Genomic DNA, 22521 nt, shown 5'->3' with positions numbered 1-22521 from the left:
GAATGAAAGTTGGTCCCGAACTCCAAATACCTGGGATAAAGACAGATACAAGGACCACAATCGTGAATCTTGAAAGCTGTATCCCTGGACTTTGCCCTGAAGGAAGGCGATAGTGCCGGGAAGAAATGACAGGAGAAGGTCTTCCAAATCCGTAGAGAAGATCACGCCGTGATCAATCAGACCCCATCCCAGAGCCTTCAGATAACACACCAAGCCGGAGAAAATCAATGAACCTGAAAGAAAAACTTCAGGGTGGAATTCTGAGTGTCGGTTCCTGGCTATCCCTTCCTCTGTCCGCTCATGCGGAAATTATGGCTCGAGCCGGATTCGACTGGCTTGCTCTGGACATGGAACACAGTGTGATCGATCTCGAAACAGCGGAGGCAATGATCCGAACCATCGACCTTTGCGGTGTCACCCCATTGGTTCGGCTGACATCCAATGATCCCAACCAGATCAAACGACTCATGGACGCCGGCGCCCACGGCGTCATCGTCCCCATGGTCAAAAGCGCCGAGGAATCCGAAGCCGCAGTTCAAGCAGTCCGCTATCCCCCCCGGGGAAAGCGAAGCGTCGGTCTTGCCAGAGCCCAAGGATACGGTTGCCGCTTCCACCCCTATAGGGAATGGTTGGAGGACCATGCCGTGGTCATCGTTCAGATCGAACATATCGATGCGGTTGAGAATTTGCGGGAAATCCTTGATGTTGACGGAGTCGATGCCTACTTCGTAGGTCCTTATGACTTGACCGGATCCATGGGAATCACCGGCCAATTCGACCATCCTCAGTATCTGGCGGTATTGGAACGGATCCAGGCGGCAGGCAAGGCGGCGGGTAAACCCGGGGGAATTCATGTCATTGAACCCAACCCTGTCGAACTACGCCAACGTATCGAAGAGGGGCACCGATTCATCGCCTATAGTGTCGATTTTCGAATCATGGATGCAGGTTGCCGCGATGGAATGAAGGTCGTCGATAACTTTCGATAAACATGTTTCAGACGGTCATTTATCGCTACAGCAACCCACGCAGCAAATTTGTAACCGTCTCGCACTCCATCCGCACCCGCCCTTCATGCGTATACGACGCAATATGCGGAGTTAATATTACCTGTTCATAACGGGAAAGTGGACCGTCATAGGGCTCCTGGACAAATGTGTCCAGCCATGCTCCGGCAACGGTGCCGTTGTCAAGTGATTCCATTAACGCTGCTTCGTTAACCGCCTGTCCCCGGGAAGCGTTCAGGACGAACATCCCTTTTTTCATTTTTCCAAAGGCTTCGCGGTCGAGAATTTCAGCCTCGCCGCTATGATGCAGTACCACACAGTCAGTTACCGCCAACGCCCTGGAGAAATCAGTCACCAAAGGAACTTCCGCATCATCAATCCCAGGATCGAAGGCTTGCACCTCAGCCCCCAAGGCCTTGAGAAGCCGACTCGTGGTCCTTCCAATCCGCCCATATCCGACGATCAAAACCTTCATTCCCTGTAACTGCCGACCAGTCCGCTTGTCCCACTTGTTTCGATGCAGGGATCGGTCCATGGGAACAACCTGACGGATTAGAGTAATCAGACAACCGACCGTCAATTCCGCAACCGCCAACGTTGGACCATCGGGGACACCGTACACCATAATTCCAAGTCCCTTGGCAGCATCGATATCCACATTGGACATCCCCGAACCACAACGAGAAACAACCTTAAGAGTTGAACCTTCCAAGACCTCACGATCAACCGTCTCAAGACCGGCGATGAGTCCATCCATCCCTGCCAACAGATGAATCAATTCCTCCTTGGTCAACTTCCTGCCAAAGGGATTGACCGTAAAATTCACCCCGGCATTCCGAAGCATGTCCAGCGGTGCGGGATTGGTCGCGCCAAACGAAGATGTACCTATGAGAACCTTATGATTCGACATTCTATCACGCCTTCATCTTTATGGTCAGATACCCGGTAATTACATGATCAATGATCAGATGGGCATCCTCCACCGGTCCATATTCTCCCTTATTGGTCTTCACCTTGAGAACAAGATCGGCGATTTCACTCAATTTGCCGCCGTCAAACCCCACCAAGGCAATGACCGTCCCCCCCTTTTCCCGCGCAAGGCGTGCCGCCTCGACCACATTGCCGCTGTTACCACTCGCCGAGATGACCACAAGGACATCTCCCGGTTCAAAGAGATACATCATCTGATTGACGAAGATCTTTTCATATCCATAATCATTGCCGGCTGCGGTAATGTAAGAAACATTATCGGTAAGACTCAGAGTTCGAAAACCTTCCACACCAATTTTACGCCCGACCTCGGCGAGATCCTGGCAGAAATGAGAGGAAGTTGAAGCACTTCCCCCATTCCCAGCAAAATAGATGGTTTTTTTCTCATCCCTCGCCTGTAGAAACCTGTCCGCAACTGCCTCCAACTGCCCTAGATCCACGGAATCAAGGCATTGATGCAGATAGGAAGCATACCCGGAATAAAAATCGGCAAGGGTGTTGGACTGGACGGAAAGACGCGCCATTGAATCGATTGTCGTTGTGTTCATTGTCCCGTTTCGTCTTCATAACTGGAATGTTGCGTTGTCCTGGGAATAAATACGATGTACCGCTTCCATGGCAGCAAGCGCATGGATTGAGTTGCAATTTTCGACCGGGCGGGATTCCAGGATACATCGCACAAAATAATCCACCTCCTTCGCCCATGAACGATCCTCGGTGTAATAATAGATGGCTTCCTGAGGATTCGGCAATGGATAACCCTCTGAATCGTAAACGCAGTGCGCTACCTTCAAGGACTCCGCGCCATAGGTCATGGTCGAGGAAAGAATTCCATCCAGTGACAGATATCCACGTTCCAGACAGACATCAAGGATAAACTTGTGTCGCCACTGCGTGGCCGATGAGTGGATCATGGCCATCTGTCCCAATTCGTTGCGCATGATCCCCATGGCATTGTCCTCAACCGGCACCTTCCAATAGGTCCGTCCTACCATGCTTTTGACCTCAGGAAACGTTCCGCAAAAAAAATGAAGCAGATCAATCATGTGAATCCCTTGATCAATCAGAATTCCGCCTCCGGAACGAACCGGATCATTCCGCCAGTTGCGGTCATAAGCGGGTCCACCCGCCTTGCCATATACCCCACGCATCCAAAGAATGTCCCCCATCCGTCCCTTATCGATCAACGCCTTGGCATCCAACACCGCTTGGTGGTAACGATGATTAAAGCCAAAACACAATTTCCCCCCAGGACTACTCGCTTCCGCCTCAGCCATCCGCTGCACGTCCACTACCGTGCGACCTGGAGGTTTTTCGCAGAAGACATTGATCCCTCGTCTCAGCGCCTCAATCGTGATTTCTGGTATCGACTCGTTGGTGGTACACACGAAGACAAGATCAGGGCAAAGCGCTACGATCTCTCGCCAATCCTTGGAAAAATATACCCCCTGGATTTCCTTCTCAGATTGATCTCCCAGGTCGCAAAGGGCGATCAAATTAAGATTAGGATGGTCATCTGAGCATCGACGACGAATCCGCCCAACTTTGCCATAACCGATAATGGCGACATCAAGTTTTTTAGTCATGATGATGTCTATATTCAGCAAACAGATGATCTTGTTGCATCAAGACTTCGGCACGAATCAAATCTTCAGGAACATCCACTCCAAGAACGATCTCCTCTGTAGTCACCATTCGCACCGGAAAACCATGCTCCAACGGGCGCAACATATCAACAGATTCAGCAATTTCCAGTGGAGTCGGTGGAAGTCTCACAAACTGTTGCAGAAAGTTGTTCCGGAATGCGATCACGCCAAGCTGCTTGAAAGGGGTTCCGAACGAAGCATCACCATGAGCGGAATCAGGAATGGGCTTTCGAGAATAATACATTGCATCACCCCTCCGATTGCATACCACCTTGACAACGTTTCGGGAAAGGAATTCCGATTGAAGACGAATCGGCGCCATCAGATCCGTGCAAAGTAACCTGGAATCAGCCACAAGCGGAACGACCAATTTTTCCAACATTTCAGGCAGTACCAAGGGCATATCCCCCTGGACATTAACCACGATTTCCGCAGTCAGGTCCCTTGCCGCTTCTTCCACCCTTTCCGTGCAACGGACATGTTTGTCTGAGGTCATCACGGCAATTCCCCCATGACGAGTAACTTCATCAATGATCACCTCATCGCAGGTTGCCACAATGACCTTGTGAAATATTTTGCAGCGACTGACACGGCGTCGGACATGTTCGATCATGCTAAGCCCAAGAATCTTCTCCATCGGTTTCCCAGGAAACCGAGTCGATGCCATTCGTGCCGGAATGATCGCGTTAATGACGGGCATGATTCACCAATCTTGCAGGAGTTGGTCAAGACTTCGACTACCACAACCGACCGGAAAAACATTCCGGAAAGTCGCAGAGCGGGTTTTCATGAAAACAGCGAGTCAAGTGGAAATTTCTATGACGAAAAACAATCCAACGTCAAGAGTATTTCTTTATCAAGTTTCCCCTCCGATCCATTTCCTCAATTAAATTTCAGCTTTCGAAAGTTTGAAGTTTCTTATGAATCGGAAATATCACAAGGAAATGCCCCCTGCGTGACCAATACCATCAGAAACGCAGCCAAGCCTTTCCCTGGACAGGTCAAGACCGACAGCAGATGTGAAATCTCAGCCTTCTCACCATGATCCATCACGGCCAGCCCACGAAAGACCATCCCTTCCATTCAACCATGGCACCCGATGCCCCCAACCATTGACCGTGCGACTTCCATGATGTTTCGCATGGAGAAACCAAACCTTGCAATCACTTCCTCAAACGGACCCGAAACCCCAAAATCTTCCACGCCAATGATCCTGCCCCTGATTCCAACCCACCGGTGCCATCCCATGGGCGTTGCCGCTTCGATGGCAAGACGACGTTCCACCCGGAATGGAAGGATTTCCTCTCGATATTCTTCCGTTTGTTGTTCAAACAATTCCCACGACGGCATCGACACCAACCTTGTCCGAATTCCCTCCTGATTCAATAGAGCATGACATTTTTGGGCCAGGACCAATTCACTACCGCTGCTGATCAAAATCAATTCGGGTTCCCCAATACAGTCCCTGCGGACATAGGCTCCGCGTTCAACGAATACCGGTTCCTCGTCCACCCACTCAACCTTCTGCCGTGTCAAAATCAATGCGACAGGACCGGGCAACTCTAAAGCCAGACGCCAAGCGGAACGTGTCTCCCAGACATCCCCGGGGCGAATGGAGACCAATCCGGGAATCGCACGTAATTGCGCAAGATGTTCCACAGGTTGATGCGTCGGCCCATCCTCGCCGACAGCGATACTGTCATGCGTAAAAATGTAAACGACACGCAAACGCATCATCGCCGCCAGTCGAATGGCGGGAATCATATAGTTGAAAAATGAAAGGAATGTTCCACAATAAGGGAGAAATCCACCATGGGCCGCCAAACCATTGGTAATCGCCCCCATGGCATGTTCTCGAACCCCAAAATGAATGATCCGTTCCGGTTCATCGATCAAATCCGTGCAAACCGAAGAGCCCAGATCGGCGGCCCCTCCCCACAATGCCGAAATCTGCCCTGCCAGCATATTCAAGATTTTTCCTGAAATCGCCCGTGTGGCATGATCACCCTTTACGAAAGTCATGGCAAGCAGGTGTTCCCGCCAGGTGTGACCAAGATTCATTTCCATCCGTTCAACAAATTGCCGTCCCACTACGGGATTTTTCTGTTGCCACTCCGTGAAGCGGATTTGCCACCGCTCACGTTCCCGTCTACCGCGCTTGCCAACCTCCTGCCAATAGTGACGCACTTCCTCAGGAACATGAAAAAGTTCCTCCGGCCAGCCAAAAAAACCACGGGTAGCCGCTGCTGCTTGCGGTCCCAAAGGGGCGCCATGGCACTCGGCGGAATCCTGCTTCGGGCTTCCATATCCAATATGTGTATTGACGATCACCAAACTCGGTCGATCCAATTCAGCACGCGCTTTTCCAAGTGCATTCTCAATTTCGACCATTGATTCACCATCTTTAACGATCACAGTATGCCAACCGATCGAGGTAAACCGTCCCACGATATCCTCGCTGAACGTCAAATCCGTCGAACCCTCAATCGATATTTTGTTATCGTCATAAAGTGCAATCAATTTTCCCAGTTTAAAGTGACCCGCCAGGGATGCCGCCTCATAGGTCACCCCTTCCATCATGTCCCCATCAGACAACAAAACATATGTAAAATGATCCACAAGTGGAACCACACCATCCTGGTTGAATGTTCGCGCCAGGCGTTTTTCGGCCATCGCCAGCCCAACCGCCATACCCAATCCCTGTCCCAAAGGACCGGTTGTCACTTCCACCCCAGGAGTCACCCCACGCTCAGGATGACCTGGCGTCAACGAACCCAATTGTCGAAACCGAATCAATTCATCCAACGAAAGTTTGTACCCTGACAGATGCAACAACCCATACAACAGAATGGATGCATGACCGACCGCCAGCACAAATCGATCACGATCAAGCCAACTGGGATCACAGGGATCATGTTTCAGAACCCTTGCCCACAACACATGCATCATCGTCGCTGCACCCAAAGCCACCCCAGGATGTCCAGATCGGGCCCTTTCAATGGCATCAACGGCCAACATTCTCAAAGCCGTACAGGAAAGACGTTCCAATTTCTCATTATGGTCCATGGAGTCAATTCTTCCTTATTTCATGAAAAAGTTTGCCAACTCTACTCAAAGAATGATAGTAAAGTCTACAAACAAAAAGAGGATTTATTTTCGAAAGACGACACCCCAATGTCATCTTCACAGATTCAACAGGCTAACACACCACATCTTGTGTTAAACACGCTGCCTTGATTCCACATGACGAGCCACATCATGTATCCAGAATTTTTCCTCTCCGACCCCTTGCCAGCCAACGTGCTCAGCGGAAATTACGACTGGCGCCTGGTTCTTCTATCCTATGCAGTCGCAGCCATCACTTCATTGACTGCAATCGATATTGCCATTCGCATCGAACTGATGCGATCACAAAAAGAAACTTCACCATCCTCCAGAGTCATCTGGATTGGCGTCGGAGCGCTGATCATGGGCATTGGAGTCTGGTCAATGCACTTTATCGGAATACTTGCCTATGATCTAAGATGCGGAATCTCTTACGACTTCATGACAACATTTATTTCAATCGTTCCCGCCATCGCCAGTTCATTTCTTGCCCTGCAACTGGCAATCAAAAAAACCGCCACATGGCCACAATTATTCCTTGCCGGTGTGATCATGGGCACTGGAATCGGGACCATGCACTATATCGGTATGTCCGCCATGCGATTACCGGCGGAAATTCGATACATGCCAGACATTTTCATTTTTTCAATTCTGGTTGCCGTTCTCACTTCCTTCATTTCGTTGATTTTCACATCTCGAATGATCCAACAAAAGGGACAAAATATCCTTCTTCAAAAACTTACCAGTGGCATGATCATGGCCGCAGCGATTTGTGGACTCCATTATACCGCAATGCAGGCATCCCTGTTCATTCCCGCCCCTCCCATCGCTGAATTCACTCCAGGATTGAGTCCAGAATTTTTCTCAGGTGCCATCTGTTTCCTGATTTTCACCATCCTCTCAGGATACTGGGTACAACTCCATATCCACACCGACACCCTTTCGAAAACTCAGGAAAAAACCAATTTTGCCAACCATGCGCGAGGGATTTTGTTGTCAAACATAAGCCGCGACTTGAGATCCCCTCTCAATTCAATCTTGGAAACTGCGCAAACCCATGTCCAAAAGTCCCATCTTTCCGAAGAATCAAACTTCCTGGCCCAGGTACAACATACGACACAAGCCATGCTTGTCCTGATCGAGAATATCGACGATTTTTCACTTCTCGAATCAAACAGCCTTACTTTGGACATCGTCCAATTCAACGTCCGCCAGATCACTGAAGAGGTTCTCGATATCATGGAACGGTCGGCAAGGGACAAGGGATTGATTATGACCAGAGAATTTGAGGAGCCACTCCCTTCGACCTTGTTTGGTGACCCACGACGCCTGCGGCAAATATTGATAAATCTGATCCATAATGCAATCAAATTTACCCAGTCAGGGTTCATCGCCGTCATCATCAAAACGCCGGGAACAAAACACAACCTCGGACCAGATTATTTCCCAATCCATTTCATTGTCATTGATACCGGCATCGGCATTCCAAGAGAAAATCAAAGTTCAATTTTTCTTGGATCGTCTCAGACCGCATTCCTGCCCAGTGCCTCCCATTGGTGCGGAACCGGATTGGGACTCTCCATATGCAAACACCTGGTCGAAAAATCAGGCGGAACCCTTTGGGTGGAAAGCGATGGCTCAAGTGGCAGCACGTTTCACTTCAATATTCCCTTTCGCCTCAATCATCCAATGAACTCCCAGGACGAGCACAATGCTTCCAAATCCATCCCCAGGTAAAAAAAAACCGGCCAATGGCCGGTCGATTGGAGGAAGTGGTTGTCTTCCCTAGGAATCTTGAGCCACAGCAACTTTCTCGACCAACTCGATAAATGACATCGGAGCACAGTCTCCGTATCGATTTCTGGTCTTGATGATTCGCGTATATCCACCATTCCTGCTCGCGTTTCTGACAGCGATATCAGCAAAAAGCTTGTGAACGACATCCTTGTCCCTGAGAAATCCCAGAGCACGCCGGCGGGCATGAAGACTGCCCGTTTTTCCAAGGGTTACCATCCGTTCAGCAAATATCCGCAACTCCTTGGCCCGGGTCACAGTCGTTTCGATACGCTCATGCCGAAACAGACTGATCGCCAGATTGCTTATCATAGCCTTTCGATGACTCGTCTCACGCCCCAGTTTGCGGCCACTCTTTCGATGTCTCATGGACCTGTTCCCCGGCTAAAAATTTTCTTCTTCGAACTGCTTGGCCAGTTCCTCGATATTTTCTGGTGGCCAGTTCTCCAGATGCATCCCCAGACTCAGATTCATTTCCTCCAAGACTTCCTTGATTTCATTCAAGGATTTCCTGCCAAAATTAGGAGTCTTGAGCATCTCGGCCTCGGTTTTCTGGACCAGATCCCCGATATAGACAATGTCATCGTTTTTGAGACAGTTGGCGGACCGCACCGACAATTCAAGCTCGTCAACCTTGCGGAAAAGATGAGGATTCCATCTTGGTCCCGACTCTGCGTCACCAGCTTCATGCATGGGAACGTCGTCGAAATTGATAAACAAGCTCAACTGATCTTGCAAGATCTTGGCCGCCAGCGCCAAGGCATCCTCAGGCGAAACGACCCCATTGGTTTCAATGTCAATAATCAGCTTGTCATGGTCCGTTTGTTGCCCGACACGAGCATTCTCGACCTTGTACGAAACTTTTTTGACTGGATTATAACTACAATCCATGGGAATTTCACCAATAGGGGAAGGCGAATCATCATCGCCCCCCTGTGCCGCCCGGACATACCCCTTCCCGGTTGTAACCGTCATGGTCATATCCAGACGGCCACTCTTGTTCAGAGTTGCGATATGATGCTTCGGGTTCAAAATATCAATATCGGCACCCGTTTCGATCATTCCCGCGGTAACAATTCCCTCCTTGTCGGCGAAAAGCCTCATTCTCTTGGTTCCAGAGCCGTTGACGCGGATCGCGAGTTCCTTCAAATTAAGAATGATCTCGGTGACATCTTCCATGACACCAGGAATGCTTGAGAACTCGTGCAAAACACCTTCGATCCGTACCGAAGAGACTGCCGCCCCCTGAAGTGAAGAAAGAAGTACCCGCCGCAGGGCATTTCCAAGCGTCGTACCAAAACCACGCTCAAGCGGCTCGGCGACAAGGGTCGCCTTGCGTTGTGCATCGCCTTCACTGACCAGTTCCACCTTCCGAGGCTTTATCAGCTCCGTCCAATTCCGATACATCCAGCGCCTCCAGCGGGTTATTTATTTGGAATACAGCTCGACAATCAGGTTTTCATTGTACTCCGCCGGGAGATCCGACCGGTCAGGATAAGATACAAACCTTCCAGTCAGTGTCGCGGCATCAACCTCCATCCATGGCACCGATTGTGACTTGTGAGAGGTTTCGACCGCCCCCTTGATGCGTAAGTGGGTCTTGGCCTTTTCACGAACTTCAATCTTGTCGCCAGGACGAACCAAAAAGGAGGGAAGGTTGACCACCTTATCGTTCACCACAATTTGTTTATGCGTGACAATCTGCCGTGCTTCCGACCGTGACGCAGAAAAGCCCAGGCGGTAAACACAGTTATCCAACCTGCGCTCAAGGAGAATCAGCAGGTTTTCGCCCGTAACCCCCTTCATACGCTCTGCTTTCATGAAATAGTTTCGGAATTGCGATTCCAACAGCCCATAGGCGCGTTTAATCTTTTGTTTCTCCCTGAGATGCATTCCGTAATCGGAAATCTTTCTGCGCCTTTGCCCATGCATCCCAGGAGCATAGTTTCTTTTTTCGATGGCACACTTATCGGAGAAGCACTTTTCCCCTTTTAGGAAAAGTTTTGTGCTTTCGCGCCGGCACATGCGGCACTTGGAACCGAAATATCGGGACATGTCTCTTCCTGTTCCCCTGCTCAGAGCATTGAATGTGTATCAAACACGACGGCGTTTGGGCGGTCTGCACCCGTTATGCGGGATGGGCGTCACATCCTGGACCAATGATATGGCAAACCCAATGCTTGCCAAAGCGCGGAGTGCCGATTCTCGGCCTGAACCAGGGCCCTTGAGCCGCACTTCCAAATTTTTCATGCCATGTTCTTGAGCGCGACGTCCGGCATCCTCAGCGGCCATTTGAGCGGCGAACGGCGTAGACTTCCGTGACCCCTTGAATCCCTGAGAACCAGCCGATCCCCAAGAGATCACGTTACCCACGCTGTCCGTAATGGTGATAAGGGTGTTGTTGAATGTTGACCGAATATAGGCAATGCCTGAAGCAATATTCTTCTTTTCCTTCTTCTTGCCCTTGGTCTTCTGCCCTTTCGCCATGTCATCTCCTTCTTGATTGGCCTCAATCGTGTTGCGGTCTCAAAAACAGATCTTCTGTTCCCTGCTCATCTCCCATGACAAGAAAAACAGGAAACTGAAAACAATATATGCTACCGAACCTTGCCGGCAATGGCCTTGCGCGGTCCCTTTCTTGTACGGGCGTTCGTGTGGGTCCTCTGACCACGGACGGGAAGTCCACGCCGATGCCTCAGCCCACGATAACACCCAAGATCCATAAGACGTTTGGTGTTCATCGCTACCTGACGACGCAAGTCACCCTCGACCTGATACCCTTCGTCAATCACACTACGAATCCTTGCAACCTCTGCCTCTGAAAGGTCCTTGGTCCGGGTTGCCATGTCAATCCCAGCCTTGCCCATGATCTCCTCGGCAGCATTTCTGCCGATCCCATAGATATAGGTCAGGGCTACGACAAGCCGTTTATTGACAGGAATGTTGACACCAGCGATACGAGCCACCTTGTAACCTCCAGACGATTTTCCATCAAAAAATGATTATGGTATCAGCCCTGGCGCTGCTTGTGCTTGGGACTTTTGGTGCAAATGATCCTTTGAACACCCTTGCGTTTGATCATCTTGCAATCCTTGCAAATCTTCTTGACCGACGCCCTGACTTTCATGACTTCCTCCGTTTTGCCTCATGCCCAAGGCATTCCAATATCAATTGCGACGTCCACGAATCCGGGCTTTTTTCATAAGCCCTTCATATTGCCGGCTGATCAAAAATGACTGAATCTGTGCCGCAGTATCCATGGTGACGCCAACGACAATCAACATGGATGTGCCGCCAAAATAAAACGGCACATTGTAATTGGCGATCAACAGCTCAGGCAACAGACAAACCGCAGCGATATAAAGGGCCCCAATCAGAGTCAATCGCGTCAAAATCGTATCCAGGTATTCCGCTGTTTTGACTCCCGGACGAATCCCTGGAACAAACCCCCCATATTTCCTAAGGTTATCCGCCGTTTCCTCGGGATTGAAAACAATCGCCGTATAGAAAAAAGAAAAAAACAAAATCGCGACTGCATACATAAGCATGTATGGAATCTGCCCAGGCGAAAAATATCCAGCCAATACCTTGACCTGGTCCCATGGCGCAAAGTTCGCCAGAGTCACAGGAAACAGGATAATCGAACTTGCAAAAATCGGAGGGATCACTCCTGCTGTATTAACCTTCAGCGGCAGGTGCGAACTCTCTCCACCAACCATCCTTCGTCCACTGACCTGACGCCTGGCATATTGAACAGTGATCCGCCTTTGAGCACGCTCCATGAAGATGATGAACGCCGTCACCGCAACCGCCATGACCAGCAAAAAAAGGACGAACAACGGTTGCAGATCACCAGTACGAGCCAGTTGAAGCGTTTGCACCAGAGCAATAGGCAGATTGGCCACGATTCCAGCATAGATGATCAGTGAAATCCCATTCCCAATACCCCGAGACGTAATCTGCTCGCCGACCCACATGATAAAAGCAGTCCCCGACGTCAAGGTGATCACGGTCATCATGCGAAATGACCACCCTGGATCGACAACGACGCTCATTCCGCCAGCCTGCATCGACTCAAGCCCGTAGGCAATCCCAAACCCCTGAAAGATCGACAGAAGGACCGTTCCATATCGGGTATACTGGTTGATTTTCCTCCGACCCGATTCCCCCTCCTTCTTGATCGCTTCCAGCTTTGGAAACACCGATGTCATCAATTGGAGAATGATGGAGGCGGAAATATAGGGCATGATCCCAAGAGCGAAGACAGTCAACCTGGAAAGAGCCCCACCCGAAAACATGTTAAACATTCCCAGCAACGTCCCCTGTTGCTGCGAAAAGAAGACAGCCAATGCATTCGGGTCAATTCCGGGCGTCGGAACATGCGCGCCGATGCGATAAACAATGAGCATGCCCAGCGTAAACACAATCCGTTTACGCAATTCCGGAATCCGCCCCAGATTGGCAAGTCCTGCAAATGGTGACTGAACGTCCGTCGTAGCCATTAAATGATACTACCTGTCCGTTTCACCGCCAATGAAGTGAACCTTGCCACCGATTCCCTCGACCTTCTCAATGGCACTCCTCGAAGCCTTGTGAACAAAGATCTGTACCGGCTTTGTCAATTCACCATCCGCCAGAAGCTTGATGCCATCACCGATCTTCTTGCGAACCAACCCCTTTTCCTGTAAATCGGCAAGCCTGATTTCAGCGTTGGCGGAAAAAACTTCAAGATCGCCAATACTGATAATCGCGTACTCCTTGCGAAAGGGGTTCTTGAATCCACCTTTGGGCAGGCGGCGCTGAAGGGGCATTTGCCCTCCTTCAAACCCGATCTTGTGGTAGCCTCCCGATCGCGCTTTCTGACCCTTGACGCCTCGGCCCGCTGTCTTTCCTGTGCCGCACCCAAGGCCGCGGGCAACCCTTTTGGCCTGTTTCCGGTCCGCCTGACGGGGAGGAAGTTCGTTCAGTTTCATCTTCTTTCACACCCTCTATTCTTCCAACACCCGAACCAAATGGATCACCTTGGCGACCATACCGCGAACCGCAGGATTGTCGGGCAGCTCCGCCACGTGATGAGTCTTTCTCAAACCCAGGGCCAGCATGATTCTCCGATGCTTCTCCGGCCGACCAATGACCGATCTGATTTTCTCAACCTTGATGGTACCCGACATCTCCGAAGCCCCTTTCCATTACAGTGCGTCGCCAGACAATCCACGCTTGGCAAGTATCATGGCCGGCGACTTGATCGCCTCAAGAGCGTCAAAGGTCGCCTTAATCAAGTTGTGTGGATTGGAAGTCCCGAGCGACTTGGCCAGGACATCCGTGACCCCTACCGCTTCAAAGATCGGCCTCATGGCCCCACCGGCAATGATTCCAGTCCCCTGGGCAGCCGGGCGGACAACAACGCGACCCGCACCATAGCGCCCCTGAATTTCATGAAACAGGGTTCGACCGTCCTTGATCGCCACCTTCTTCATATTTTTCCGCGCCTGTTCCGTCGCCTTGCGGATCGACTCCGGAACTTCCTTGGCTTTTCCCAGCCCATACCCTACCTTGCCATTTCCATCCCCGACAACCACGATGGCGGAAAAATTAAACCGGCTTCCGCCTTTCACAACCTTCGCAGTCCGTTTGATGGCGACCAACTTTTCAATCAGGTCATCACTTGGCCTGTTCTCAACTTTTTCCTCTGCTGAGGCCCGGCGGGGTTTCGACATTTTTTCTCCTAATCAATTACAGTATCCCAGGCAATCCAGAAGCCATTGTTTCTAAACTTTCCTTGAAGCGATCATCTCAGGTCCGGCCATTGCAATCCCAACGGGCGACCGCATGTCCTAAAATTCGAGGCCAGCTTCTCTTGCCGCATCCGCAAGCGCCTTGACCCTTCCATGATAAAGATACCCACCGCGATCAAACACAACCCGCTTGATGTTGGCCTCCATCGCCTTTCCAGCAAGGACTTTTCCCACCGCGATTGCAGCCTCGATATTGCCACTGCTCTTCAACCCCTCACGAACACCCTTCTCAAGAGTCGAAGCGGCAACCAAGGTCTGACCCTTGGTGTCATCAATGATCTGAGCGTAGATATTTGTCGAACTGCGAAACACGGACAACCTGAACCGGTCCTTGCGAACATGGCTGATCCTGTTGCGAATTCTCCGTCCACGCTTCCACCTGGCCTGATGCCGATCCTTTGCCATCGATGTACCCTCTTCAGGTTATTACTTTTTCTTGCCTTCCTTGCGAAGAATGTGTTCCCCAAGGTAGCGGATCCCTTTACCCTTGTACGGCTCAGGAGGGCGCAATTCCCGTATTTCAGCGCAAACCTGACCAAGCTGCTGCTTGTCAATGCCGGTAAAGGTGATCACGGTATTTTTTTCAACCTTGGCGTTGACACCCTCAGGAAGCGCCATTTCAACCGGATGCGAAAACCCAAGGCTCAGCTGAATCGCCCCTCCACCAACCGCAGCGCGATAGCCAACCCCCTGAATCTCCAATACCTTGGTAAATCCTTCCGATACACCGCGAACCATGTTGAAGAGGAGCGATCGCGTCAATCCCCACAATGCGTCCGCTTTTTTATCCTTGCCCCGAAGATTAAGCAAGAGTTCACCCCCCTCGTGTCGAATTTCAATCAAGGGAGAAAAGTCCTGCTTCAACGTTCCAAGTTTTCCCTTGACCTCGACACTGCAATTCGAAATCTTCACTTCAACCCCATTGGGGACCGGTACCGGTTTCTTTCCAATTCTGGACATCGCAATCGAATCCTTCCGTTACATCAAAAAACGGTACAAAGGAGCTCACCACCGATCCCCTGCTTTCCCGCTTCCTTGCTGGTCATGACACCTTTGCTGGTCGATACGATGGCCACCCCGAGTCCCTGATAGACCCGCGGAAGTTTATCATGACGAACATAGTGCCTTCTACCTGGGCGGGAGATTCTTTTGATCTCTTCGATCACCGGCCTGCCAAGATGATACTTGAGAAGAAGACGAAAACTCCGTCCATCACCTTCCGGCCCCATTTCCTCAACTGCGCCAACATACCCCTCCGCAGCCAGTATCTCGCCAATCCTGACCTTGATCCGGGATCTGGGTATATCCACGAACTTCTTGCCCGCCATCTGGGCATTACGGATTCGTGTCAACATATCACTGACTGGGTCGGTCATTCCCATCGATTGCCACTCCAATGCAATTAATTATGGTTCCAAACAAAAACGCACGTCAAGGCGACAGGCAGATCCTACCAGGAAGCCTTGATGACTCCGGGCACTTCCCCTCGCGATGCCATGGACCTCAGGCACAGGCGACACAATGAGAATTTCCGATAATAACCGCGAGACCGACCGCAACGGGCACACCGATTATAGGCCCGCACCGCGAATTTGGGCTTGCGTTTCCACTTTTCCACCATTGATTTCTTGGCCATGGGACTTCTGCTTCCTAACAGTCAATTCACAAACGGCATGTTGAATCCGCGAAGCAGAGCTTTCGCCTCCGCGTCGGTCTTTGCCGAGGTCACGATGACGACATCCATGCCCCGTACCGCATCCACCTTGTCATAATCAATCTCGGGAAAAATGATCTGTTCCTTGACCCCCATGGCAAAGTTGCCCCTGCCATCGAACGATTTTCCCGATACGCCACGGAAGTCACGAACCCGTGGCAGAGCCATGTTGATCAGACGGTCGAGAAATTCGTACATCCGTTCCGATCTCAGGGTCACCCGACATCCGATCGGCTGTCCCTCACGAAGTTTAAAACCTGCGACCGATCGCTTCGCATGGGTGATCACCGGCTTTTGCCCGGCGATGGCAGTCATGTCGCTCACCGCTCCATTCAAAGCGTTTCGATCGGCAATCGCCTCGCCAACACCCATGTTCAGGACAATCTTTTCGATCCTTGGAACCTGCATGGGGTTCTTGTAGCCGAACTCCTTGATCAGGGCAGCGACAACCTTCTTTTGGTAATGTTCCTTCAACCTTGCCATGGTTCACTTTCCCGGCGAAAATTTGCGCCATTCAGCGCGAACTGCTGGTCAACCAGCCTAGACTGCTTCACCCGACTTTTTGGAAATCCGGATCCGCTTTCCATCTTCCAAGGTCTTCATACGGATTCCCGATCCCCTGCCGGCAATCGGATCGAAGTACTGAACATTGGAACAATGAATCGGGGCTTCCTTCTCGACAATCCCTCCACCACTGGTCTTGTCCGCCTTGGTGTGTCGCTTGATCATGTTGACCTTTTCGACCAGGACCGATTCCTTCTTTGGAAGAACCTGAAGAATTTGCCCCCGCTTGCCCTTGTCCTTTCCGGTAAGGACGATTACCTGATCACCCTTTTTCAATCGGGTCTTGAATTGGTTCTTCATCAATGTTCACCTTCATTCCTTCATGACAAGCGGCATCCACTACAGAACCTCGGGTGCCAGGGAAACGATTTTCATGTAGTTCTTGCTTCTCAGTTCGCGCGTCACCGGACCAAAAATGCGTGTCCCAATCGGTTCACCCTGCTTGTTGATCAACACCGCGGCATTGGTATCAAATCGGATATAGCTGCCATCCTCACGAATGATCGCCTTCTTGGTGCGCACCACCACAGCCTGCGCAACTTCTCCCTTTTGCACCTTCCCGCGAGGGATCGCCGATTTGATCGCCACGGTGATGACATCGCCCACCCGTGCATATCGCCTTTTCGATCCGCCCAGAACCTTGATGCATTGGACTTTCTTGGCGCCTGAATTGTCGGCGACGTCCAGCATCGTCTGTACTTGAATCATGCCACCGCCTCCTCAATCACCGTCCAATGCTTGTCCTTGCTCACCGGCGGGCATTCACGGATCCTGACGACGTCCCCGATGGCACATTTATTCTCTGGATCGTGCGCCTTGTACTTCTTGGAGCGGCGCACAATCTTGCCGTATAACGGATGCCGTACACGCCTTTCCACCAGGACCACGACAGTCTTGTCCATCTTGTCACTGACAACAACCCCCTGAAGAACCCGTGGTGGCATGCCTAATTCTCCTTGACCTCGGCCCGTTTCGTTTCGGCGACGATTGTTTTGATCCGGGCGATATTACGACGCACTTTCTTGATTTCGGAAGAGTTTTCCAATTGTGCCGTGGCATGGCGAAAGCGAAGATTGAACGCTTCCTTGTACAGCCCCTGCAACTTGTTTCCAATCTCTTCAGGACCCAGTTGACGCAACTCGGATGCCTTCATCAGCTGATCCTCCCGCGAACGACAAATTTGGTGGGAACCGGCAGCTTGGCCGCAGCCCGGGACATGGCCTCCAGAGCCAGCGCCTCGGTCACCCCTTCCATCTCATAGAGAATTCGTCCCGCCTTGATCCGGGCAATCCAGAATTCCGGGTTGCCCTTGCCTTTCCCCTGGCGTACCTCGGCTGGCTTCTTCGAGACGGGAATGTTGGGAAACATTCGAATCCAGATTCTTCCGCCCCTCTTGATATGCCGTGTCATCGCCCGCCGACCCGCCTCGATCTGCCGTGCCGTCAGACGGCCTGCCGTCAGGGCCTTAAGACCATACTGTCCAAAGTTCAACTCCGAACATTTATAGGCCAGTCCATGAACCCTTCCCTTGTGGGCCTTCCTGTATTTGGTCTTTCTGGGTTGTAACAGCATTGAAAAATACCTTTTCCTGGTCCGGTTTCCGTTGTGGCCGGATGCTTTGTGCCTGACCCCGGGCCACGTTTTTCACTTCGTCCGATCACTTCTCCCGTTCGATCACTTCACCCTTGAAAACCCAGACCTTGACCCCAATGATCCCGTAGGTCGTCAGTGCCGAGGCAAAACCATAGTCGATATCGGCGCGCAAGGTATGCAGCGGTACCCTTCCCTCGCGATACCACTCGGTCCGTGCAATCTCTCCACCACCAAGCCGCCCCGAACAGTTGATCCTGATCCCCTGGGCCCCCAATCGCATTGCCGAGGTCACCGCACGCTTCATCGCACGCCGAAACGCAACACGTCGAACCAACTGTTGGGCCACATTCTCGGCGATCAACTGCGCTTCCGCCTCTGGTTTCCGAACCTCGACAATGTTGATCTGGACCTCGGTGCTCGAAATCTTGCGCAGGTCCTCCTTCAACTTTTCGATGTCGGTCCCCTTCTTGCCGATGATAATGCCTGGACGGGCCGAGTGTATGTTGATCCGCGCTTTCTTCGCGGGCCGCTCGATCACAATCTTGGAGACACTCGCATGCTCAAGACGCTTTTTAAGCCACGTCCTGAGTTTGTCATCCTCCAGAAGCAGAGCAGCGTACTCTTTGTCGGCATACCAACGATTGTCCCAGGTCTTCGTAATACCCAGTCTGAATCCGGTAGGATGAACCTTTTGCCCCATTATCTTTCTCTCCAGCAAATGCGGCCCCATGGGCCCCGCATGATCATCTCGTCGATTGGTCCCGGTCGTGCGTCATTCCCGTTCGCTGACCGCAACCGTCAGATGAGATGTCCGTTTCAGTATCCGCGACGCACGTCCCCGCGCCCTTGGGAGAAACCGTTTCAGCATCGGTCCCTGATCGACGTGGACACGCGACACATACAACGTATCCACATCCAATCCATGATTATTCTCCGCGTTGGCGATCGCCGACTTCAATGCCTCCTTGACCGCCTTGGCAATCCGCTTGCGCGAGAACTCCAAGACGTTCATCGCCGACTGCACATCCTTGCCCCGTATCTGATCAATCACAAGGCGGACACGGGTCGGGGCCACCCTGAGGTTCCTTGCTCTGGCTACAGCTTCCATTGCCTCTCCTTCACGCAACCTGTCCGTCTTACCGGCTTGTCTTCTTGTCGGCGGTGTGCCCATGATAGGTGCGCGTCGGACTGAACTCGCCAAACTTGTGGCCAACCATGTTCTCCGTCACCAGCACCGGCACAAACTTTCTGCCGTTGTGAACGCCAAACGTGAATCCCACAAAATCCGGGATGATCGTCGATCGGCGTGACCAGGTTTTGATCATCTCCTTGCGTCCGTCGCTCCGGAGATGCTGCACCTTCTTCAGCAGATAATCGTCGAAAAAAGGACCCTTCTTGATTGACCGAGACACCTGTCACCCCTTGATCAAATTACCATGATTTCCGACTTTCAGTGGCCTGACGCCTTGGCCAACTGAAAAACTATTTGCGACGCCTCATGATCAGACGGTCCGAGTTCTTTCCTTTGCCTCGAGTCTTCTTCCCCTTCGTCGGTACGCCCCATGGTGTGCATGGATGACGACCGCCCGAGGTCCGCCCTTCACCGCCGCCATGCGGATGGTCCACAGGGTTCATCGCAACACCGCGAACGTGTGGACGTATCCCCATCCACCGCTTGCGACCCGCCTTGCCAATCTTGATGTTCCCATGGTCCGGATTGGATACCAGCCCCACGGTCGCCATGCAGTCCAGCAACACCATCCGCATTTCACCCGAAGGAAGTTTCAACTGGGCATATTTACCTTCCTTGCCCATGAGTTGAATCGAGTTTCCTGCCGAGCGACCAATCTGCCCCCCTTTGCCGGGCTTCATCTCGACATTGTGGATGATGGTGCCAATCGGCATGCCGCGAAGCGGCATGGCATTGCCCGGTTTGACCTCCACCTGACCGCCGGAAACCACCTCATCCCCCACCTTCAGACGCTGGGGTGCCAGAATATAGCGCTTTTCCCCATCTGCATAGTGCAAAAGAGCGATGAACGCCGTCCGGTTGGGATCATATTCAAGACGGGCAACCTTGGCCGGCACATCGGCCTTGTTCCGCTTGAAATCAACCATGCGATAACGGCGCTTGTGACCACCCCCCTGGTAACGAACCGTCAGCCGTCCCTGGGAATTTCTCCCTCCCTTGCCGACCATGCCGCGCACCAGGGAGCTCTCGGGCTTCTCGGTGGAAAGCTCCGAATAGTCTACCGTGACCAAGCCCCGCCTGCCATTCGATGTCGGTTTGTACGTCCTCAATGCCATGACCTGTGCTCCGGCGATCCTATGTTCGCATCCGACTTATTTGTTCTGGAAAAAATCGATCCCCTGCCCTGCTTCAAGCCGGACAACCGCTTTTTTCCAATCCTTCCGCCGCCCCACGGTCCTGCCGAACCGCTTGATCTTGCCCTTGACGTTGCTCGTCTGGACTCCGATCACCTTGACGCCGAACATCTTTTCCACGGCCGCTTTGATCTCGGCCTTGTTGGCGCTCCGCTGGACCTTGAAGATCACCTGGTCGTCCTTTTCCTGACACAGGGTCGCCTTCTCGGTAATCCTCGGAGCGTCAAGGATGGTGTACAGGGTATACGGATCGCTCACGACAGCCTCTCCTCCAGCCTTTTCACGGCATCCTCGGTAATGATGAGTTTTTCATGCGCCAGCAGGTCGTAGGTATTGATCCCCTCAAGGCGCAACACCTTGACACCAGGCAGATTCCGCGCCGACAGTTCGACGTTGCGATTCTCCTCCGCCACCACGATCAGCGCCGATTGCCCCGCATCCAACGCCGCCAGAATCGCCTTGATCGCCTTGGTTTTGATCTCCGTCAACGCCATTTGCTCAATGATGACCATCTCCCCTGCCGCATGCTTGGCGGACAGGGCCGTCATCAGAGCCAGACGCCGCTCCTTCTTGTCCATCTTGTGGGCATAACTGCGCGGCAGCGGACCAAATACAATCCCACCCGTGCGAAATTGCGGTGCCCGAATCGTTCCCTGTCTGGCATTCCCGGTCCCCTTCTGACGATAAGGTTTCCGTCCTCCACCCCGCACATCGGAACGGCCCTTCGTGGACGCCGTTCCTGACCGCCGTTTGGCCAACTGATAATTGACCATTCGTGCCAGCAAATCCTTTCTGACCTTGCGGCCAAACAAGGACTCGGAAACTTCAATGGTCCGCAAATGATTGTTCTGTGTATCTTTAAGGGATAATTCCATCGTCCGCCCCGGCGTTTGAACTCAATTTCAGGTTTTCTTTGCGGCGGGTCGTATCAAAACCACCGATCCTTTTGCACCCGGGATGCTGCCCTTGATCACGATCAGATTGTTCTCGGGATCCACCGAGGCAACCTTCAGGTTTTGCATCGTCACCGTCGCATGACCCATATGCCCCGCCATCTTCTTGTTCTTGAAAACCCGTCCCGGCGACTGGTTCTGGCCAATGGATCCCGGAGAGCGATGGATCCGGTGGGCGCCATGGGTCGCGTTTCCTCCCGCAAAACCCCACCGCTTCATCACACCTGCAAATCCCTTTCCAACACTCGTCCCCGTCACGTCCACATATCCATTCACCGTGAACTGTTCCACCGTCAGCGTCTGACCGACCGAATAACTTCCGCTATCGTCAACGCGAAACTCCCGCAATACCTTCTTGACCGGAACATTGGCCTTGGAAAATATTCCGCGAACCGCCTTGCTCAGGCGCGACGGCTTGACTTCGTCGAATCCAACCTGAACCGCACTGTACCCGTCCTTGCTCGTATCCTTGATCGCAACCACTGGACACGGACCAGCTTTGATCAAAGTCACCGGCTGGGAAAGCCCCTCCTCGGTGAAAATACGGGTCATCCCAATTTTTCGGCCAATCAATCCCGGGGCCATGAGTCCATCCTTTCTTCCCGCTTCCCGTCATTCATCGCTTCATCAACGCTTTCGCCACGTCGATTCGCCAGCCTCACAATTTGATCTCGACATTCACCCCTGCCGCCAGATCAAGCTTCATCAACGCATCCACCGTCTGCGGCGTGGGATTGACAATGTCGATCAGACGCTTGTGGGTGCGGATTTCAAACTGCTCCCGCGACTTCTTGTCCACATGCGGTGAACGCAGCACCGTATAACGGTTAATCTTTGTCGGCAGCGGAATCGGTCCACGAATCTCCGCTCCCGTCCGCCGTGCCGTTTGCACAATCTCGCCCGTGGACTGATCCAGGATTCGATGGTCAAAAGCCTTCAGTCTGATTCGTATCTTTTGGTTTTCCATCTTTGGCA

At 52.1% G+C, this 22521-nt stretch carries 36 protein-coding genes; 3 read left to right on the top strand and 33 right to left on the bottom strand.

The annotated features are described in order from the left end of the window. Window positions 1–227: 227 nt before the first annotated feature. Window positions 228–989, top strand: coding sequence for a 2,4-dihydroxyhept-2-ene-1,7-dioic acid aldolase (locus HQL76_04675; protein MBF0108448.1), 762 nt, complete (start codon window positions 228–230; stop codon window positions 987–989). A 25-nt stretch (window positions 990–1014) separates the two neighbouring features. Here the strand turns inward: HQL76_04675 and HQL76_04670 are convergent, their stop codons facing one another. The 4 genes from HQL76_04670 to HQL76_04655 all read right to left on the bottom strand — a co-directional run bounded on the left by HQL76_04670 (window position 1015) and on the right by HQL76_04655 (window position 4343). Continuing rightward, window positions 1015–1917 (bottom strand): hydroxyacid dehydrogenase, encoded by a 903-nt coding sequence (locus HQL76_04670; protein MBF0108447.1) that lies wholly within the window; start codon window positions 1915–1917, stop codon window positions 1015–1017. Window positions 1918–1921: 4 nt separating this feature from the next. Further along, window positions 1922–2437: an SIS domain-containing protein gene (locus HQL76_04665; GenBank protein ID MBF0108446.1), complete on the bottom strand. Its 516-nt coding sequence runs from the start codon at window positions 2435–2437 to the stop codon at window positions 1922–1924. Window positions 2438–2560: 123 nt separating this feature from the next. Further along, window positions 2561–3583 (bottom strand): Gfo/Idh/MocA family oxidoreductase, encoded by a 1023-nt coding sequence (locus HQL76_04660; GenBank protein ID MBF0108445.1) that lies wholly within the window; start codon window positions 3581–3583, stop codon window positions 2561–2563. Continuing rightward, window positions 3576–4343, bottom strand: a complete 768-nt coding sequence (locus tag HQL76_04655; GenBank protein ID MBF0108444.1) for a 3-deoxy-manno-octulosonate cytidylyltransferase — start codon at window positions 4341–4343, stop codon at window positions 3576–3578. The genes HQL76_04660 and HQL76_04655 overlap by 8 nt, the downstream gene beginning before the upstream one ends. Before the next feature lie 12 nt (window positions 4344–4355). Between HQL76_04655 and HQL76_04650 the strand changes: the two genes are divergently transcribed. Further along, on the top strand, window positions 4356–4688 hold the full coding sequence (locus HQL76_04650) for a hypothetical protein (GenBank protein MBF0108443.1): 333 nt from the start codon (window positions 4356–4358) through the stop codon (window positions 4686–4688). A gap of 38 nt (window positions 4689–4726) precedes the next feature. Here HQL76_04650 and tkt read toward each other — a convergent pair whose 3' ends face one another. Continuing rightward, the gene (tkt, locus tag HQL76_04645) at window positions 4727–6709 is read right to left on the bottom strand and encodes a transketolase (protein ID MBF0108442.1); all 1983 of its coding nucleotides are present in this window, start codon (window positions 6707–6709) and stop codon (window positions 4727–4729) included. 192 nt (window positions 6710–6901) lie between these two features. Here tkt and HQL76_04640 point away from each other — a divergent pair, with 192 nt between their 5' ends. Next, window positions 6902–8485 (top strand): hypothetical protein, encoded by a 1584-nt coding sequence (locus tag HQL76_04640; GenBank protein ID MBF0108441.1) that lies wholly within the window; start codon window positions 6902–6904, stop codon window positions 8483–8485. A gap of 48 nt (window positions 8486–8533) precedes the next feature. Here the strand turns inward: HQL76_04640 and rplQ are convergent, their stop codons facing one another. The 28 genes from rplQ to rpsJ all read right to left on the bottom strand — a co-directional run bounded on the left by rplQ (window position 8534) and on the right by rpsJ (window position 22513). Beyond that, window positions 8534–8911 (bottom strand): 50S ribosomal protein L17, encoded by a 378-nt coding sequence (gene rplQ, locus HQL76_04635; GenBank protein MBF0108440.1) that lies wholly within the window; start codon window positions 8909–8911, stop codon window positions 8534–8536. Window positions 8912–8926: 15 nt separating this feature from the next. Continuing rightward, window positions 8927–9949, bottom strand: coding sequence for a DNA-directed RNA polymerase subunit alpha (locus HQL76_04630; protein ID MBF0108439.1), 1023 nt, complete (start codon window positions 9947–9949; stop codon window positions 8927–8929). Window positions 9950–9970: 21 nt separating this feature from the next. Next, window positions 9971–10597: a 30S ribosomal protein S4 gene (gene rpsD, locus HQL76_04625; GenBank protein ID MBF0108438.1), complete on the bottom strand. Its 627-nt coding sequence runs from the start codon at window positions 10595–10597 to the stop codon at window positions 9971–9973. Between the two features lie 39 nt (window positions 10598–10636). Then, window positions 10637–11029, bottom strand: a complete 393-nt coding sequence (gene rpsK, locus HQL76_04620; GenBank protein MBF0108437.1) for a 30S ribosomal protein S11 — start codon at window positions 11027–11029, stop codon at window positions 10637–10639. A 110-nt stretch (window positions 11030–11139) separates the two neighbouring features. After that, window positions 11140–11508 (bottom strand): 30S ribosomal protein S13, encoded by a 369-nt coding sequence (gene rpsM, locus HQL76_04615; GenBank protein ID MBF0108436.1) that lies wholly within the window; start codon window positions 11506–11508, stop codon window positions 11140–11142. 44 nt (window positions 11509–11552) lie between these two features. Then, window positions 11553–11669 carry a 50S ribosomal protein L36 gene (gene rpmJ / locus HQL76_04610; GenBank protein ID MBF0108435.1) on the bottom strand — a complete coding sequence of 39 codons (117 nt, stop codon included), beginning with the start codon at window positions 11667–11669 and terminating at the stop codon, window positions 11553–11555. A gap of 40 nt (window positions 11670–11709) precedes the next feature. Next, the gene (secY, locus tag HQL76_04605) at window positions 11710–13044 is read right to left on the bottom strand and encodes a preprotein translocase subunit SecY (GenBank protein ID MBF0108434.1); all 1335 of its coding nucleotides are present in this window, start codon (window positions 13042–13044) and stop codon (window positions 11710–11712) included. Window positions 13045–13053: 9 nt separating this feature from the next. Further along, a complete protein-coding gene (rplO, locus tag HQL76_04600) occupies window positions 13054–13515 on the bottom strand; it encodes a 50S ribosomal protein L15 (GenBank protein ID MBF0108433.1) in 462 nt (153 codons plus the stop codon). 15 nt (window positions 13516–13530) lie between these two features. After that, on the bottom strand, window positions 13531–13713 hold the full coding sequence (gene rpmD / locus HQL76_04595; GenBank protein ID MBF0108432.1) for a 50S ribosomal protein L30: 183 nt from the start codon (window positions 13711–13713) through the stop codon (window positions 13531–13533). 18 nt (window positions 13714–13731) lie between these two features. Next, a complete protein-coding gene (rpsE, locus tag HQL76_04590) occupies window positions 13732–14259 on the bottom strand; it encodes a 30S ribosomal protein S5 (protein MBF0108431.1) in 528 nt (175 codons plus the stop codon). Between the two features lie 117 nt (window positions 14260–14376). Next, window positions 14377–14742, bottom strand: a complete 366-nt coding sequence (locus HQL76_04585; GenBank protein ID MBF0108430.1) for a 50S ribosomal protein L18 — start codon at window positions 14740–14742, stop codon at window positions 14377–14379. Between the two features lie 21 nt (window positions 14743–14763). After that, a complete protein-coding gene (gene rplF, locus HQL76_04580; GenBank protein ID MBF0108429.1) occupies window positions 14764–15297 on the bottom strand; it encodes a 50S ribosomal protein L6 in 534 nt (177 codons plus the stop codon). A gap of 23 nt (window positions 15298–15320) precedes the next feature. Continuing rightward, window positions 15321–15719, bottom strand: a complete 399-nt coding sequence (rpsH, locus tag HQL76_04575; protein MBF0108428.1) for a 30S ribosomal protein S8 — start codon at window positions 15717–15719, stop codon at window positions 15321–15323. 68 nt (window positions 15720–15787) lie between these two features. Then, window positions 15788–15973, bottom strand: a complete 186-nt coding sequence (locus tag HQL76_04570; protein ID MBF0108427.1) for a type Z 30S ribosomal protein S14 — start codon at window positions 15971–15973, stop codon at window positions 15788–15790. A gap of 21 nt (window positions 15974–15994) precedes the next feature. Further along, a complete protein-coding gene (gene rplE / locus HQL76_04565; protein MBF0108426.1) occupies window positions 15995–16534 on the bottom strand; it encodes a 50S ribosomal protein L5 in 540 nt (179 codons plus the stop codon). 57 nt (window positions 16535–16591) lie between these two features. Then, a complete protein-coding gene (gene rplX / locus HQL76_04560) occupies window positions 16592–16915 on the bottom strand; it encodes a 50S ribosomal protein L24 (GenBank protein MBF0108425.1) in 324 nt (107 codons plus the stop codon). Between the two features lie 39 nt (window positions 16916–16954). Then, window positions 16955–17323, bottom strand: a complete 369-nt coding sequence (gene rplN, locus HQL76_04555; protein ID MBF0108424.1) for a 50S ribosomal protein L14 — start codon at window positions 17321–17323, stop codon at window positions 16955–16957. Next, complete coding sequence (gene rpsQ, locus HQL76_04550; GenBank protein MBF0108423.1) at window positions 17320–17559, bottom strand: 30S ribosomal protein S17; 240 nt, start codon at window positions 17557–17559, stop codon at window positions 17320–17322. Before rpsQ ends, rplN begins: the two co-directional genes overlap by 4 nt. A gap of 2 nt (window positions 17560–17561) precedes the next feature. Further along, a complete protein-coding gene (gene rpmC / locus HQL76_04545) occupies window positions 17562–17768 on the bottom strand; it encodes a 50S ribosomal protein L29 (GenBank protein MBF0108422.1) in 207 nt (68 codons plus the stop codon). After that, window positions 17768–18184, bottom strand: a complete 417-nt coding sequence (gene rplP / locus HQL76_04540) for a 50S ribosomal protein L16 (protein ID MBF0108421.1) — start codon at window positions 18182–18184, stop codon at window positions 17768–17770. The genes rpmC and rplP overlap by 1 nt, the downstream gene beginning before the upstream one ends. A gap of 88 nt (window positions 18185–18272) precedes the next feature. Then, entirely contained in the window at window positions 18273–18908 is a 636-nt protein-coding gene (gene rpsC, locus HQL76_04535; GenBank protein ID MBF0108420.1) for a 30S ribosomal protein S3, read from the bottom strand. Between the two features lie 72 nt (window positions 18909–18980). Beyond that, entirely contained in the window at window positions 18981–19316 is a 336-nt protein-coding gene (rplV, locus tag HQL76_04530; protein MBF0108419.1) for a 50S ribosomal protein L22, read from the bottom strand. A gap of 28 nt (window positions 19317–19344) precedes the next feature. Next, the gene (gene rpsS, locus HQL76_04525) at window positions 19345–19620 is read right to left on the bottom strand and encodes a 30S ribosomal protein S19 (protein MBF0108418.1); all 276 of its coding nucleotides are present in this window, start codon (window positions 19618–19620) and stop codon (window positions 19345–19347) included. Window positions 19621–19690: 70 nt separating this feature from the next. Then, entirely contained in the window at window positions 19691–20515 is an 825-nt protein-coding gene (rplB, locus tag HQL76_04520; GenBank protein MBF0108417.1) for a 50S ribosomal protein L2, read from the bottom strand. A gap of 36 nt (window positions 20516–20551) precedes the next feature. Then, window positions 20552–20851, bottom strand: a complete 300-nt coding sequence (rplW, locus tag HQL76_04515) for a 50S ribosomal protein L23 (protein MBF0108416.1) — start codon at window positions 20849–20851, stop codon at window positions 20552–20554. Beyond that, on the bottom strand, window positions 20848–21468 hold the full coding sequence (gene rplD, locus HQL76_04510) for a 50S ribosomal protein L4 (protein ID MBF0108415.1): 621 nt from the start codon (window positions 21466–21468) through the stop codon (window positions 20848–20850). The genes rplW and rplD overlap by 4 nt, the downstream gene beginning before the upstream one ends. A 27-nt stretch (window positions 21469–21495) precedes the next feature. Continuing rightward, window positions 21496–22131 carry a 50S ribosomal protein L3 gene (gene rplC / locus HQL76_04505; protein ID MBF0108414.1) on the bottom strand — a complete coding sequence of 212 codons (636 nt, stop codon included), beginning with the start codon at window positions 22129–22131 and terminating at the stop codon, window positions 21496–21498. Window positions 22132–22204: 73 nt separating this feature from the next. Next, entirely contained in the window at window positions 22205–22513 is a 309-nt protein-coding gene (gene rpsJ / locus HQL76_04500; protein ID MBF0108413.1) for a 30S ribosomal protein S10, read from the bottom strand. Window positions 22514–22521 lie beyond the last annotated feature (8 nt).

This window comes from Magnetococcales bacterium (genome assembly GCA_015228815.1).
In the GTDB taxonomy this organism is placed as follows: Bacteria; Pseudomonadota; Magnetococcia; order Magnetococcales; family UBA8363; genus UBA8363.
Note: the sequence above shows the minus strand (reverse complement) of the source record. Positions and strands in the feature narration are given on the sequence as shown.

Excerpts from the sequence above, each read along its gene's own strand:
- rplE (MBF0108426.1), bottom strand. The coding sequence starts at position 16,534 with ATGGCAAGGTTGAAGGAACATTACCAAAAGAAGGTTGTCGCTGCCCTG.
- rplD (MBF0108415.1), bottom strand. The coding sequence starts at position 21,468 with ATGGAATTATCCCTTAAAGATACACAGAACAATCATTTGCGGACCATT.
- HQL76_04655 (MBF0108444.1), bottom strand. The coding sequence starts at position 4,343 with ATGCCCGTCATTAACGCGATCATTCCGGCACGAATGGCATCGACTCGG.
- rpsD (MBF0108438.1), bottom strand. The coding sequence starts at position 10,597 with ATGTCCCGATATTTCGGTTCCAAGTGCCGCATGTGCCGGCGCGAAAGC.
- rplV (MBF0108419.1), bottom strand. The coding sequence starts at position 19,316 with ATGGAAGCTGTAGCCAGAGCAAGGAACCTCAGGGTGGCCCCGACCCGT.
- HQL76_04585 (MBF0108430.1), bottom strand. The coding sequence starts at position 14,742 with ATGGCAAAGGATCGGCATCAGGCCAGGTGGAAGCGTGGACGGAGAATT.
- tkt (MBF0108442.1), bottom strand. The coding sequence starts at position 6,709 with ATGGACCATAATGAGAAATTGGAACGTCTTTCCTGTACGGCTTTGAGA.
- rpsH (MBF0108428.1), bottom strand. The coding sequence starts at position 15,719 with ATGGGAATGACCGACCCAGTCAGTGATATGTTGACACGAATCCGTAAT.
- HQL76_04640 (MBF0108441.1), top strand. The coding sequence starts at position 6,902 with ATGTATCCAGAATTTTTCCTCTCCGACCCCTTGCCAGCCAACGTGCTC.
- secY (MBF0108434.1), bottom strand. The coding sequence starts at position 13,044 with ATGGCTACGACGGACGTTCAGTCACCATTTGCAGGACTTGCCAATCTG.
- rplX (MBF0108425.1), bottom strand. The coding sequence starts at position 16,915 with ATGAAGAACCAATTCAAGACCCGATTGAAAAAGGGTGATCAGGTAATC.
- rpsQ (MBF0108423.1), bottom strand. The coding sequence starts at position 17,559 with ATGCCACCACGGGTTCTTCAGGGGGTTGTTGTCAGTGACAAGATGGAC.
- rpmD (MBF0108432.1), bottom strand. The coding sequence starts at position 13,713 with ATGTCGGGTACCATCAAGGTTGAGAAAATCAGATCGGTCATTGGTCGG.
- rpmC (MBF0108422.1), bottom strand. The coding sequence starts at position 17,768 with ATGAAGGCATCCGAGTTGCGTCAACTGGGTCCTGAAGAGATTGGAAAC.
- HQL76_04630 (MBF0108439.1), bottom strand. The coding sequence starts at position 9,949 with ATGTATCGGAATTGGACGGAGCTGATAAAGCCTCGGAAGGTGGAACTG.
- rpsJ (MBF0108413.1), bottom strand. The coding sequence starts at position 22,513 with ATGGAAAACCAAAAGATACGAATCAGACTGAAGGCTTTTGACCATCGA.
- rplC (MBF0108414.1), bottom strand. The coding sequence starts at position 22,131 with ATGGCCCCGGGATTGATTGGCCGAAAAATTGGGATGACCCGTATTTTC.
- HQL76_04570 (MBF0108427.1), bottom strand. The coding sequence starts at position 15,973 with ATGGCCAAGAAATCAATGGTGGAAAAGTGGAAACGCAAGCCCAAATTC.
- rpsE (MBF0108431.1), bottom strand. The coding sequence starts at position 14,259 with ATGTCGAAACCCCGCCGGGCCTCAGCAGAGGAAAAAGTTGAGAACAGG.
- rplN (MBF0108424.1), bottom strand. The coding sequence starts at position 17,323 with ATGATTCAAGTACAGACGATGCTGGACGTCGCCGACAATTCAGGCGCC.
- rplQ (MBF0108440.1), bottom strand. The coding sequence starts at position 8,911 with ATGAGACATCGAAAGAGTGGCCGCAAACTGGGGCGTGAGACGAGTCAT.
- HQL76_04675 (MBF0108448.1), top strand. The coding sequence starts at position 228 with ATGAACCTGAAAGAAAAACTTCAGGGTGGAATTCTGAGTGTCGGTTCC.
- rplO (MBF0108433.1), bottom strand. The coding sequence starts at position 13,515 with ATGAAACTGAACGAACTTCCTCCCCGTCAGGCGGACCGGAAACAGGCC.
- rpsC (MBF0108420.1), bottom strand. The coding sequence starts at position 18,908 with ATGGGGCAAAAGGTTCATCCTACCGGATTCAGACTGGGTATTACGAAG.
- rpmJ (MBF0108435.1), bottom strand. The coding sequence starts at position 11,669 with ATGAAAGTCAGGGCGTCGGTCAAGAAGATTTGCAAGGATTGCAAGATG.
- rplF (MBF0108429.1), bottom strand. The coding sequence starts at position 15,297 with ATGTCCAGAATTGGAAAGAAACCGGTACCGGTCCCCAATGGGGTTGAA.
- rplB (MBF0108417.1), bottom strand. The coding sequence starts at position 20,515 with ATGGCATTGAGGACGTACAAACCGACATCGAATGGCAGGCGGGGCTTG.
- HQL76_04670 (MBF0108447.1), bottom strand. The coding sequence starts at position 1,917 with ATGTCGAATCATAAGGTTCTCATAGGTACATCTTCGTTTGGCGCGACC.
- rpsK (MBF0108437.1), bottom strand. The coding sequence starts at position 11,029 with ATGGCGAAAGGGCAGAAGACCAAGGGCAAGAAGAAGGAAAAGAAGAAT.
- HQL76_04660 (MBF0108445.1), bottom strand. The coding sequence starts at position 3,583 with ATGACTAAAAAACTTGATGTCGCCATTATCGGTTATGGCAAAGTTGGG.